This is a genomic window from Arthrobacter sp. Z5-13, from assembly GCF_056499105.1.
Genome location: NZ_CP096460.1, coordinates 441,581 through 454,238, shown reverse-complemented (window position 1 = coordinate 454,238; position 12,658 = coordinate 441,581). Strand labels below are relative to the sequence as shown.

The 12,658-nt window shown below is 61.7% G+C and carries 14 protein-coding genes; 4 read left to right on the top strand and 10 right to left on the bottom strand.

Features of this window, described 5'->3' with window-relative positions; genetic code table 11:
* Positions 1 to 24 precede the first annotated feature (24 nt).
* From M1E02_RS02075 to M1E02_RS02030, 10 genes are all read right to left on the bottom strand, one after another.
* Entirely contained in the window at positions 25 to 372 is a 348-nt protein-coding gene (locus M1E02_RS02075; protein WP_479376512.1) for a DUF202 domain-containing protein, read from the bottom strand.
* Positions 373 to 391: 19 nt separating this feature from the next.
* Positions 392 to 763, bottom strand: coding sequence for a YidH family protein (locus M1E02_RS02070; RefSeq protein ID WP_479376511.1), 372 nt, complete (start codon positions 761 to 763; stop codon positions 392 to 394).
* 12 nt (positions 764 to 775) lie between these two features.
* Complete coding sequence (locus M1E02_RS02065; protein ID WP_479376510.1) at positions 776 to 1,201, bottom strand: heat shock protein transcriptional repressor HspR; 426 nt, start codon at positions 1,199 to 1,201, stop codon at positions 776 to 778.
* Positions 1,202 to 1,215: 14 nt separating this feature from the next.
* Positions 1,216 to 2,190, bottom strand: coding sequence for a DnaJ C-terminal domain-containing protein (locus M1E02_RS02060; protein ID WP_479376509.1), 975 nt, complete (start codon positions 2,188 to 2,190; stop codon positions 1,216 to 1,218).
* A gap of 94 nt (positions 2,191 to 2,284) precedes the next feature.
* Positions 2,285 to 3,001, bottom strand: a complete 717-nt coding sequence (locus M1E02_RS02055; RefSeq protein ID WP_479376508.1) for a nucleotide exchange factor GrpE — start codon at positions 2,999 to 3,001, stop codon at positions 2,285 to 2,287.
* 2 nt (positions 3,002 to 3,003) lie between these two features.
* Positions 3,004 to 4,878 (bottom strand): molecular chaperone DnaK, encoded by a 1,875-nt coding sequence (dnaK, locus tag M1E02_RS02050; protein WP_479376507.1) that lies wholly within the window; start codon positions 4,876 to 4,878, stop codon positions 3,004 to 3,006.
* Positions 4,879 to 5,229: 351 nt separating this feature from the next.
* A complete protein-coding gene (locus tag M1E02_RS02045) occupies positions 5,230 to 5,364 on the bottom strand; it encodes a hypothetical protein (RefSeq protein WP_479376506.1) in 135 nt (44 codons plus the stop codon).
* Entirely contained in the window at positions 5,361 to 5,537 is a 177-nt protein-coding gene (locus M1E02_RS02040) for a hypothetical protein (protein ID WP_479376505.1), read from the bottom strand. The genes M1E02_RS02045 and M1E02_RS02040 overlap by 4 nt, the downstream gene beginning before the upstream one ends.
* A gap of 206 nt (positions 5,538 to 5,743) precedes the next feature.
* Complete coding sequence (locus tag M1E02_RS02035; protein ID WP_479376504.1) at positions 5,744 to 7,480, bottom strand: dihydroxy-acid dehydratase; 1,737 nt, start codon at positions 7,478 to 7,480, stop codon at positions 5,744 to 5,746.
* A gap of 5 nt (positions 7,481 to 7,485) precedes the next feature.
* Positions 7,486 to 8,403, bottom strand: coding sequence for a dihydrodipicolinate synthase family protein (locus M1E02_RS02030; RefSeq protein ID WP_479376503.1), 918 nt, complete (start codon positions 8,401 to 8,403; stop codon positions 7,486 to 7,488).
* Positions 8,404 to 8,924: 521 nt separating this feature from the next.
* Here M1E02_RS02030 and M1E02_RS02025 point away from each other — a divergent pair.
* The 4 genes from M1E02_RS02025 to M1E02_RS02010 all read left to right on the top strand — a co-directional run bounded on the left by M1E02_RS02025 (position 8,925) and on the right by M1E02_RS02010 (position 12,655).
* Positions 8,925 to 9,992 (top strand): aldose epimerase family protein, encoded by a 1,068-nt coding sequence (locus M1E02_RS02025; RefSeq protein WP_479376502.1) that lies wholly within the window; start codon positions 8,925 to 8,927, stop codon positions 9,990 to 9,992.
* Between the two features lie 145 nt (positions 9,993 to 10,137).
* The gene (locus tag M1E02_RS02020) at positions 10,138 to 10,980 is read left to right on the top strand and encodes an IclR family transcriptional regulator (protein WP_479376501.1); all 843 of its coding nucleotides are present in this window, start codon (positions 10,138 to 10,140) and stop codon (positions 10,978 to 10,980) included.
* Positions 10,938 to 12,026 carry a zinc-dependent alcohol dehydrogenase gene (locus M1E02_RS02015; RefSeq protein ID WP_479376500.1) on the top strand — a complete coding sequence of 363 codons (1,089 nt, stop codon included), beginning with the start codon at positions 10,938 to 10,940 and terminating at the stop codon, positions 12,024 to 12,026. The genes M1E02_RS02020 and M1E02_RS02015 overlap by 43 nt, the downstream gene beginning before the upstream one ends.
* Positions 12,026 to 12,655: a bifunctional 4-hydroxy-2-oxoglutarate aldolase/2-dehydro-3-deoxy-phosphogluconate aldolase gene (locus tag M1E02_RS02010; RefSeq protein WP_479376499.1), complete on the top strand. Its 630-nt coding sequence runs from the start codon at positions 12,026 to 12,028 to the stop codon at positions 12,653 to 12,655. The genes M1E02_RS02015 and M1E02_RS02010 overlap by 1 nt, the downstream gene beginning before the upstream one ends.
* Positions 12,656 to 12,658 lie beyond the last annotated feature (3 nt).

The following is a 12,658-nucleotide window of genomic DNA, read 5'->3' as shown; positions in this document are numbered from 1 at the left end:
ACCGCGTAGCACTAGTGGCGTGCGTTAGCGGGTGATGGCCACAACGTAGATCCCCAACACTCCCAGGACCAGCACAGAAGACGCCGTCCACAGCACTGACCGGATGTTGGGGCCCATCAGCCCCCTGTTGATCCCTTCCCCGTGCAGGGTGTAGCGGGGCCGCTGGGTGACGAAGATGGCGGCGGCCGTGAGGCAGGAGATGCCCCATAGCGTCAGGACGAACAGGCCGTGCTGTTCGATCCACCGCAGGAAGATGGTGCTGACGGTGGCCAGCGCCATCATGGTCCGGCCCCAGGCGAGCGATGTCCGCTCCGGCTGAAGACCGGGGTCACTGTGTAGCCGGACCGGAGGCTGTCCGTCGTCGCTGACCATGTTCAGTCGCTGTCCACGTTCAGGAAAGAAGTACCAGAAGCACGACGACGGCGGCCACTACTGCGCCGCCGATGCCCAGAATCGGCGCAATCAGGGGCAGCGGCAACGGCAGGCCATGCCGCAGGCTCCGCTCAACGTTGATCCAGCGCACGGCTGATCCCCCGCTGATGAACATGCCCAAAAGCAGCAGAATCACAGAGAGCGCCTTGCGGACCGGCTCCTGGAAAAGATCACCGGTAAAGGCCTCGACGGCCACGCCGCCGGCGAGGAAAGCAAGCGAGGTCCGAATCCACGCCAGAAAGGTCCGCTCGTTGGCCAACGTAAACCGGGGATCGGGTTCGTTTCCGCCGGCCAATAGCCTTTCAGCAATCCGACCGCGTTTCTTAATCACTGCTGGTCCCCATCACTGCTGCTCGGCCCGGGGCTTCCAGACAACCAGTGCCTGGGAGCGTGCCCTCGGCCGCTGGCCCCTGGCCAGGGTGACGACGTCGCCGGCGGCACCAGCGGCAAAAATCCTCGCATCCAAAGGACGACGCCGCTGGCTCAGTTCCTCGGTCAGCTCACTGACGCGGCGCTGAAGAGCGGCTACCTGGTTTTCCAACTGGAGGATCCGCTTGATGCCTTCCAGGGAGACGCCCTCCTGCGAGAGCCGCTGCACTTGCCTGAGCATGTTCACGTCGTGCTGCGAATAGCGCCGTGACTTCCCGGGCGCGCGGCGCGGCGACACGATGCCCAGGCGGTCATACTGGCGCAGGGTCTGAGGGTGCATGTCAGCGAGCTCCGCCGCCACCGAGATGACGAAGATGGGCTGGTCGAACTCGATGTCCATGGCGAATCCCTTCCCTACAGACGGGCCTTGTCAGCCAGACCGGCACGAACGTCGGCATCAGCAGTGGCAGCAGCGAAGGCCTTGACGGCTTCTTCGGCTTCCTTGGTCAGCTTCTTGGGAACGGCGACGTCGATGGTCACCAAAAGGTCCCCGGCACCCTTGGCTGTCTTAACGCCGCGGCCCTTGACCCGGAGTGTCCTGCCCGAGGGCGTGCCTGCCGGGACGCGGACCTTGACCTTGTCGCCGTCGATGGTGGGGACCTCGATGTCCGCACCCAGCGCAGCCTCGGGGAAGGAGACCGGCACATGCATCCGCAGGTTGTCGCCGTCGCGGGTGTAGAACTCGTGCGGCTTCACATTAACTGTGACCATGAGGTCTCCGTTGCCGGCGGGGCCATACTGCCCCTTCCCGCGGACACGGACCTTCTGGCCGTCCTTGATACCGGCCGGAACACGGACATCGATGACCTCGCCGTCGGGCTCGCGCAGGCCGATGGTGGTGCCGCGGATGGAACCGGCGAACGAAATCGTGGTGGTCGCCGTACGATCGGCGCCCTTCTGGGGTGCCCGCTGGTACCCGGCGGGCGCGCCCCCGAAGCCGCCACCGAACAGGTCAGCGAACTCGGGCGGGATGCCTCCGGCGGTGCTGAAGCCACCCGAATGACGGCCGCCGCCGCCAGTGAACAGGCCGCCGAAGAGGTCTTCGAAGCCGGCGTTTCCTCCGGCTGCGCCGCCTGGGGCGAAGCGCGCGCCGCCGCCCATGGCCCTGATGGCGTCATACTGCTGGCGCTCATCGGGGTCCGAAAGCACGGAATAGGCCTCGGAGATGTCCTTGAACTTCTTCTCCGAGGCGGTGTTTCCTGAGTTGGTATCAGGGTGGTGCTGACGGGCCAGCTTGCGGTAGGCCTTTTTGATGTCAGCATCGGAAGCGTCCTTGGCGATTCCAAGGATCGCGTAAAAGTCCTTGTCCACCCAGTCCTGGCTAGCCAATGGCGTTTCCTTTCAAATCTGTGTGCCGAGATGACAGTTCACGGCAATGTTCTCTCGAATCACTGCCGCGAACTGTCATCTCGATGGGGTAATGCTAGGCCGGAACCGCGACAATAACCTGTGCCGCGCGGAGGACCCTGTCACCGGACTTGTAACCCGAGCGCAGAACCTGGCTGACGGTATCCAGTTCCACCTCGCCGGGCTGCTGGATGAGGGCCTCGTGGATGGTGGGATCGAACTCCACTCCGGTCTCATCGATGCGCACCAGTCCGTAGGTCTTCAGCGCGTTCTCCAGCTTGGCGGCGATTGCAGCGAACGGACCGTCTGCCAGGTCACCGTGCTGGCGGGCGGCGTCGACGTCGTCCAACACCGGGAGCAGGGAGTTCAGGACGCCAATGACGGCCATCTCCCCTGCCACGGCGCGGTCGCGCTCCACCCGCTTGCGGTAGTTGACGTACTCGGCCTGAAGCCTGCGGAGGTCGTTCCGGAGCTCCTCAGCTTCGGCAGACGCAACACCCTGCGCCACCGATTCCTCGGCCGGCACCTCAACACTGTTGAGGATGTCCTCCACCTGCGACAACGCGTCACCATCCAGCTCGTCTGAACCCGACTGGGCTGAACCGGACGGGGTTGAACCCGACTGTGAGCCCGCGCTGCCTGACTGAGCCTCGTTGTCCGGCCGCCTGGCCTGCCCGGTCTCCGGGTCAACCTTGCGGTTGTCCCGGATGACGGGCTTCTGGTTCTCGTTCTCGCTCTGCTGAGCCCGGTCTTCGGAAGAAACGTGCTCTTCTTCGTTACCGTGATGGGGCATGGCTACTTCTTCTCTTCTTCGTCGACGATTTCGGCGTCAACGATGTCTTCATCAGAAGTGGAACCAGCCGCGCCGCCTGCGGGACCACCCTCAGCGCCGGCTGCGCCCGTATCACCATTCGGTGATCCGGCCTGCGCGTAGATGGCCTCGCCGAGCTTGGTCTGGGAAGCCTGCAGCTTCTCGAACGCGGTCTTCACAGCGGCGTCGTCGGTGCCTTCGAGTGCCTTCTTGAGGTCGTCGACGTCGGCCTTCACAGAGGTCTTGACGTCCTCAGGCAGCTTGTCGTCGTTGTCGGCGATCAGCTTGTCAACGGAGTAGGCGAGCTGCTCGGCAGTGTTGCGGGTATCCGTTGCCTCACGGCGTGCCTTGTCCTCTGCGGCGTGCTCCTCGGCGTCACGGACCATGCGGTCAATGTCGTCCTTGGAGAGGGCGGTGCCACCGGTAATGGTCATGGACTGTTCCTTGCCGGTGCCCTTGTCCTTCGCGGAGACGTGCACGATGCCGTTGGCGTCGATGTCGAAGGTGACCTCCACCTGCGGGACACCACGGGGAGCCGGGGCGATGCCGGTGAGCTCGAACGTGCCCAGCGGCTTGTTGTCGCGGGTGAACTCGCGCTCGCCCTGGAAGACCTGGATGGCCACCGAGGGCTGGTTGTCATCAGCCGTGGTGAAGGTCTCGGACCGCTTGGTGGGGATAGCCGTGTTGCGCTCGATGAGGTGGGTCATCACGCCACCCTTGGTCTCGATGCCGAGGGACAGCGGGGTGACGTCGATCAGCAGAACGTCCTTGCGCTCGCCCTTCAGGACGCCGGCCTGCAGTGCAGCACCAACGGCCACAACCTCATCGGGGTTGACGCCCTTGTTGGGCTCCTTGCCGCCGGCAAGTTCCTTCACGAGATCGTACACAGCGGGCATACGGGTGGAGCCACCAACGAGCACGATGTGGTCGATGTCGGAGAGCTTGATGCCGGCTTCCGTGATGACATCGTGGAACGGCTTCTTGGTGCGGTCCAGGAGGTCCTTGGTCAGGTCCTGGAACTTGGCACGGGTGAGCTGCTCGTCCAGGTGGACCGGTCCGTCGGGGGTGACGGAGAGGTACTGCAAGGAAACGTTGGTGCTGCTGGAGGAGGAGAGTTCCTTCTTGGCCTGCTCTGCTGCTTCGCGGAGACGCTGCAGGGCGATCTTGTCCTTGGAGAGGTCGATGCCCTTGACCTTGAGCTGCTTGAGCAGGTACTCCACAACGCGGTTGTCCCAGTCGTCGCCGCCGAGACGGTTGTCACCGGCAGTGGCGCGAACCTGGATGGTGGAGAAGTCGTCTTCGTCCTTGCCTACCTCAAGGAGGGAAACGTCGAACGTTCCGCCACCGAGGTCGAAGACCAGGATGAGCTCATCTTCCTTGCCCTTGTCCAGGCCGTATGCCAAAGCGGCCGCGGTGGGCTCGTTGACGATGCGCAGGACGTTCAGGCCCGCGATCTCGCCGGCTTCCTTGGTGGCCTGGCGCTCAGCGTCGTTGAAGTAGGCGGGAACGGTAACGACGGCGTCCGTGACTTTTTCGCCCAGGTACGACTCGGCGTCGTTCTTCAGCTTCATGAGAATACGCGCGGAAATTTCCTGCGCAGTGTACTTCTTGCCGTCGATGTCGACGTTCCAGTCGGTGCCCATGTGGCGCTTGACGGAGGAGATGGTGCGGTCGATGTTGTTGACGGCCTGGCGCTTGGCGATTTCACCAACTAGGACTTCGCCGGACTTGGAGAACGCAACGACCGACGGCGTGGTGCGGCCACCCTCGGCGTTGGCAATAACGGTGGGCTCGCCACCTTCGAGAACGGAGACGACGGAGTTGGTGGTTCCGAGGTCGATACCTACTGCACGTGACATGTGTTGCTTCCTTCTTTCCTTGGAAACTAGCTGGCCCCGGCGCTCGAACCCGTCGAAACGCTTGTCGCAATCGGGGTCGAAAATCAGGGCACGCCCGGTTGTTGAGCGATCTACACTCAACTTTACTCAGGAGCAGCACGTTGTCAATCGTAGTTGAGCGCACTCCACTCAACTTTGATTTCTTCCAGTGGAACGGGTCTCCGGAAAGCCTCCAGTTCTGGCTGTCAGCCGGACCGCTAGTCCCGCTGGACGCGGAGAAGGCACGAGCCTATCGTCATAAGGCGGGTGAGCAGGCCGACATGGACCCTCCTAACGGATGGGCGTGCTTCACCTGATGCTTCACCTGGTGCTTCACGAGGTTCGGGCCCCCAAGGTGGCTACGCCTGAGGAAAGCCCTGAGGCGAGTAGTCCACCCGCGAGTCCTGCGAGGCCTTCGCTGATGACGTAGACGATGACTTTTGTTCGGATGACATCCACCCCCATCATGCGCGCGGCATCTCATTACCACCCAGGGCGAAAACGTTGGACCCGAAAGCAGTGCGGTTGAGCAGGACGCCAGCTGCAGCAAAAACCAGGGTGAGGATCCAGATGAGGTTGCTGATTCCGAGAAGGGATCCGTTTCCAATGGCTGTGAAGCCTGATGATGACTCGATGACCATGCAGGTCGGCCGTCGTGCTCCTCGCCCGGTATGGTCGGATGGCCCCTGGGAGTGCCTCACTGTCCACCCCGCACTCGCGGGTGCCTGTACGGGTACGTGTCTCGATATGCCGACTGTGAGACCGCGACCACCGACCACAGGTACAGGATCGAATGAGCACCGAGGTACGGACGGGATCGCATGCAGCGGTCGACGACACCGGGCTGTCATGACCTGCCTACAGTGGGCTCGTGCCATTGAAGAGCGTCGTCGTCGTCGGGCACGAGGAAGTCGAAGTCGCAACCTTGTGGTGCCTGCAGGACGTGCTCGTCGAACAGGCGTGGCCATCCACGCCTGTGTCGGGGGCTCAGAGGTGACCATCGCGACCGGCGGGCTTCCAATTCGTCGTCCGTGACGACCAGATTCAGGATGCCGGCCTCGGCATCGAGCTCGATGATGTCCCCTGTCCGTGCGAGGGCGAGGGGTCCTCCTGAAGCGGCATCGGGGGCGATGTGTAATATGCAGGTACCGAAACTCGTTCCGCTCATTCGGGCGTCGCTTAGTCGCACCATGTCCGTGACACCGTTTTCGGCGAGATACTTAGGGATCGGAATCATGCCCCATTCGGGGAAGCCGTCGCCGCCTCGCGGTCCGCAGTTCCTGAGGACCAGTACGGAGGACTCGGTTGCGCCGAGGTTGGGATCATCGATTCGGGAGAGCATGTCATCGTAGCTGTCGAACACGATCGCTGGCCCTGAATGCTGAAGCAGCTGCGGCGTGGCAGCCGCCGTCTTAATCAGCGCCCCGTCCGGTGCAAGGTTTCCCCGCACGACGGAGAACGCTGGCACTGTAGTGACGGGGTTGTCCATCGTCCTCACTGCGGTGCCGGCAGCGTGGGTTGCGGACGTTGCCGGCGAATCCGAGGGGAGTGCGACCGTCGTGAGTCCCTCCACAAGTAGCCCGTGTAGCTGCCTCTGGAGTGCAGGTACCCCGCCTGCCCTGTCGAACTGAGCGATGTGTCCACGCCCAATGGGCGTGACATCGACAAGAACTGGGGCGCGTCGGGCTGCTCTTGCAAGATTCACCAACGGGAGCTTGATGCCTCGTCGACCTGCGATAGCCGCCAGATGCACGACGGCGTTCGATGAACCTCCACAGGCCGCCAACACGTGCAGGGCATTCTCGAATGCCTCCTCTGTGAGGACCAGGCTGGGCTTCAGCTGCGTTGAAACCATGTCCACGACCCGACGACCTGCTTGTTCGGCAAACTCCTCAAGCCGCGGGTCTCTGGACGCGAGTACGGCGCTGCCCGGGAGCATCATTCCAAGCGCTTCGGCGGCGATCGCCATGCTCATGGCCGTCCCCATCACATTGCAGGCACCTTGGCTGCACGAGAGGGCAGTCTCCAGCCCTTTCCAACTTTCGTCATCGAGCATCCCAGCTCGACGCTCCGCCCAGTACGACCACAGGTCGGTGCCCGCACCGACTTCCGTTCCCCTGAAGAGTCCAGGCTGCCTGTACCCCCCGGTGATCTGGATGGCCGGGACATCCGCACTCGCGGCGGCCATAAGTTGGGCGGGCACGGTCTTGTCGCAGTTCCCGAACAACACCACGCCGTCGATAGGCTGGGAGCGGATGTACTCCTCGACCTCCATCGCGAGCAGGTTGCGGTATAGCATCGCCGTCGGCTTCATCAAGTCTTCACCAAGAGACATCACGGGCAGTTCGACAGCAGTGCCACCGGCTGCGGTGACGCCGGCTCGGGCGGCCTCCACCAGCTTCTTCAAAGGCTGGTTACAGGGGTTCAGCTCATTCACGGAACTGATCAAACCGATGATGGGCCGCGGCTCCCTGTCGTCCACAGGAAAGCCCGAACTGCGCATGGCTGCGCGGTGTTCCAGTCCAACCTCATCATCGCGTGAGAACCACGCCGCGCTTCGCAGAGCTGTATGTGAGGACTCCATCCCGGTCACCGTCCCGCCGGCACCACGGTCGTACGTGACATCGCTGTGAGGAGAACGTCGAAGAGCCTGTCCACTTCCCGCTTCGATTCCGCATCCAAGCGGTAAGCAACAGGTCCTCGCGCGATGGGATTGGAGATGACGCCCTGTCGAACCAGAAGATGCTTCTGAATAGCCACATAGGCGTCCAGGCTGCTCTGGATGAGCACCAGTGTACTGATCGGACCATTTAGCTCATTAACTCGAGCGATATCCCCGGCCTCCAGCGCACGCCAAAGCTCGACAACCGCCCAGATAATGTCGGAACCGGGCATGGTTCCCGCTATGCCACGCGCGTGACTATCTACCAGCGCCATTCCGCCGCTGCCCTCCAGGATCGTTGCCTTTCCTCCCGTAGCGTCGCGAAGGGCAGACAGCTTCGGGCCGATCGGCTGGGCCTCGGGCTTGAAAAGTACTCGGTCACCAAATTCGGCGAAAAGCTTGGCCTGCATCGAGATGCTCAGGCCGTTACCGAGGTAACCGCTGGCGTCCTGGACGATCACTGGAATATCGATCGCATTGACCATTGCAGAGTAGTACCCGTACACCTCGTCATCATCTAGTGAAACTGAGATCGGAGGGATGGCCATCACCGCACCTGCACCTGATGCAGCCGCAGAACGAGCATGAGCGACGGCCTGGGCGGTACTTTCGGCCCCTGTGCTGGCGATGACGGGCACCCTGCCGTTCGTGAATTCGCAAATCGAATGGACAAGGCTGTCACGCTCTGTCGAAGAGAGCCTATGGGTCTCCGAGACCATGCCCATCACGACGCCGTCAACGCCGTGCTGCAGCACCCATTCGATCTCGTCGCGGAGTGCCCTCTTGTCCACAGCAAGATCTGCGTCAAAGGGAGTAAGGAGAACCGGAAGCACACCTTGGATCATCGTCAGCTCAATTCTAAGGTCGTACAGTTCAGCGATACCTCGAGGTCCGAGGCTGCATTGGCATTGTTCGTTAAAGACAAACGCTGTTCGTATAAAACCAGTTACCGGGGGACTACGTCAATATCCCTCCTTCATAGGGCGCTCTTGACAGGTGTCAGTTTCTTCATTAGTTTGCTGTACAGAACAACTTTCGGCTGTTGCGAACTGGTGGCGATACCCAATACTATACGGCCACTCCTGTTAGGGTCCCTCTGGTGAAAGGCACGACCAGCGCTTCGGCTGGGGCAGCCGATTGTTGAGATCCCGCGTTAGGCGGCCAAGTTCGTCCGGCGCCTCGTACGTGGAGGTTCTCTCTGATGAAAGGGTGCGACCACCACATCAGGCAGCGAATCGCGCGGGACCATGTCCGCACTTGTATACAAGTCCAGCGGCGGGCGGCAGAACTTTGCCAAGCCTGACCATCAGACCGATTTTCCACTAACTAACCCGCCACCCTTACAGGACAATAAAAGGAACAACTCATGCCGCACCTCACATCGGAACCTGACCCCCAGCCTCAGATCATCATCCTGAAGAACGAAAACCTGCGCGCCGTAGTCACGGATGCCGGAGCACGCCTGCTTGAACTCTGGGTGCCCGACCGAGAAGGCAAACATGCTGATGTTGTCCTGGGCCGTCCCTCGCTTGTCGAAGCATTCGACGACCCTAACTACATGGGATCCACGGCGGGCCGTTACGCAAACCGTATCCGGGACGGCCGCTTTGAGCTTGACGGCATCGAACACCAACTGGACACCAATGAAGGGCGAAATCACCTGCACGGCGGGCACAATGGCTTCGACCGCCGATTGTGGGAAATCATAAGTTCGGACAGCGGCTCGGTGATGTTCCGCCTGACCTCCCCCACCGGCGACCGAGGCTACCCGGGCGAACTGGTTATCACGTCAGAGTACCGACTGGAGTCCTACGCACTGCGCATCACGATGACAGCAACAACGGACGCAGTGACAATCGTGAACGTCGTGAATCACTCGTACTTCAACCTAGGTGGGCACGACTCGGGAAACATCCTCCAGCACGAGGTGGAGTTGAATGCTGACTTCTACACACCAGTGGATTCCGCACTACTACCTACTGGGGAGATCCTTTCGGTCAAGGGAACCCCTTTCGATTTCACCCGAGCGAAGGAAATCGGCGCTGACCTGCATATGGTCGAGAACGACGCTGCCGGCAGGACAGTAGCCAACAATCCCGGCTACGACCACAACTGGGTGTTATCCGGCCGAGGCTTGAGGCCGGTCACCAAGATCACCGATCCCGGAAGCGGTCGCGTGCTTGAACTCATGACAGACCAGCCCGGTGTACAGCTCTACACCGGCGGGTATTTGGGCGGAGTCAGTGCTAAAGCGCCTTTGACCGCATACGAGCAGTTTGCAGGCTTCACTCTCGAGACGCAGACCTTTCCCGATTCACCGAACATGGCACATTTTCCCTCACCTGAGCTTCGACCCGGCGAGACGTATGTCAATACTGTGGTCCTGTGCTTCGGCACGGTACCCGTACGGGACTCGGATACCGAAAACGCATGACGGCTCCCGCCACCGTAGACAGACTGGACGACGTCCGTACGTCGGAGCAGTCGGAGCGGAAGGTGTTCAGTGACGATGCCATCGTTAGAGACCCTTCAGTGAGTTCCCATTACGCTGTCTGGCGAGAAGAACGAGCTTGTTCGTCATGACCGAAGATGTTTCGCCGTTGCCGAATGAGGGTAGTGACCGCTATACGCTCCGCAGTGTTTCGCGCGCGCTGCGGCTGTTGGACCTCCTTGCTGGCGCTGGTGCGGCCGGGTTTACAGTGACCGAGGTCGCGGCTCAGCTGGACGCGTCAAAGAGTGCGACCTTCGCGTTGCTGCGGACATTGGTGTCGCAATCGTACGTAGCCGAGGTCCAGCCCGGTCCCCGGTACCGACTCGGCCGGGCAGTGGTCAGGCTCGCCGACAGCCTCAACGAAGGTCTCGGGCTGGTGGACGTGTGCCGGCCCATCATGCACGAGCTGACGGCACGGACGGGATGGACAACACGTTTGGCGGTCCCGGACGAGGGACACCCGGTGTTCATTGACAGGGTTGACGGTCCGGGAACCGTAAGGTTTCATACACCGCTGGGAAAGCGCGAATCTCCCCATCACAGCGCTGCAGGCAAGGCTCTTCTCTCCACCATGCCAGAGGACCAGGTCCGACGCATCGCCGCTGACTCGGGGCTGCCGCAGCGCACCCGCCACACCATAACCGATGTCGCATCCTTACTTTCGGACCTGGCGATAAGCAGGGAACGCGGTTACGCCATCGATGACGAGGAAGACGACGCGGGGGTGTACTGCGTCGGCGCAGCTTTCCTGGGCCGCAACGGCGAGACTCTCGGGTCCATCAGCATCACAGGACTGAAACACAACATCACTACCTGGCGCGCCCGCGAGCTCGGGGAGCTTGTGCGCGAACACGCCGACAAGATATCAACCGGCTTTGGAGGCCCATCATGGCAGGAACAACTGCGCAACAACCTCACAGTTCCCAGCTGACCCCGCAAAACCACGGGGGCCCGGCTCTCGTCGTTCGAGGACCCAACGATATTGGATTGGAGAACCGGAGCAACAGATTACCCGGCCCGAATGAAGTACGCATCACTCCGGTATTCGTCGGGATGTGCGGGACTGACCTCGAGATAATTGATGGGGCGATGGACCCCGATTACGTGCGATACCCGATGGTTATTGGCCACGAGTGGAGCGGAGTCGTGGCTGAGGTCGGCCCAGGAGTCAGCCGCCTTTCCCCTGGCGACAACGTCGTAACTGAAGGAATTATCCCTGATGGCGTATGTGCGGCTTGCCGGGCTGGCGATACCAATCTGTGTGAAGTGTACGACGAGCTCGGTTTCACCCGGGATGGCGCCGCCGGACCAGGCGTGACGGTGGCCGAACACCTAGTCCACAAGCTTGCACCGGAAGTGCCGCTTGAAGTCGGCGCCCTGGTTGAGCCGCTTGCAGTGGTCCTCCGTGGGCTGATGGAACTGCCCCCAGGCCGCGGCAACAGTGTTCTCGTAATCGGCGACGGGACAGTCGGTCTGCTCGCAGCACACGCAGTCCGTCTATGGTCGCCCTCGTCCGTGGTCGTTTCCGGACGGCGGCAAGGACAACGCGCTCTGGCCGAGGAACTTGGAGCCACTGAGTTCACAACCCAGGACATCGAGCCGCGCTCATTCGATTACGTTATTGAGGCCGCTGGCGCCGCGGAGGCGGTCAGGACCGCTTTCACCGCACCGCGGCGCGGCGGGCAGCTGTTGCTTCTGGGCATTGCCGGTCACGATCGCGCGGTTCCGATCAACACTGACGACATAGTCAACAATGACCTGCTCATCAGAGGCAGCTTCGGATACACCGCCAAGGCATGGAGCCTTGTGGTCGACCTGTTGAACAGTGGCGATCTGGAACCGCAAGCCGTGATAACCCACCGGTTCCCTTTGGGGGAGTATGAACAGGCGCTAAGAACTCTCAGGGGACAAACCAGCTCCAGTGATAAACCGCGAGGGAAAGTTCTGCTACTCCCAACGAAAGGTGCCGGAGCATAATGCCGCTCACATTTGAGGAACTACGATCCAGCGGCATCGTCGCTATCCTGCGCAGCGAACGGACCAATTACTTTCCCGCTGTCGTAGAAACCCTGGTCGAAGCAGGGATCACCACCCTCGAATTTGCTTTGACGACTCCCGGAGCGGTCGACGCGGTAGCGTCAATCATCCCGAAGGTGCCGGCGGGGGTGAGACTGGGTGCGGGCACTGTCATTACCAGCGATCTCGCACTGGCAGCAGCAGACGCGGGAGCCTCTTTCTTTGTCACACCCGCTGTCGTCCCAGAAGTCCTCGACGACGCACAACGCCTCGGCCTCCCAGTTCTATGTGGTGCCGCCACGGCAACCGAAGCCCTTACCTCCCACCGCGCCGGCGCCCTGGCAGTAAAAATCTTTCCTGCGGGACCCGGAGCGGCTCAGTTCGTCCGGGCCCTTCGTGATCCGTTGCCTTTCATCCCACTCGTTCCAACAGGAGGCATCGACCGAACCAACGCCGGTGAATGCATCCGTTCGGGCGCCATCGCGGTAGGTGTGGGTCGGAGCCTGATCGGTGACTCCACAGAGGGCGGTTCGCTCCGCGCCCTGCGTGGCCGTGCAGCACTACTCATCGAGGCAGTACGCGATGTGTAGGTG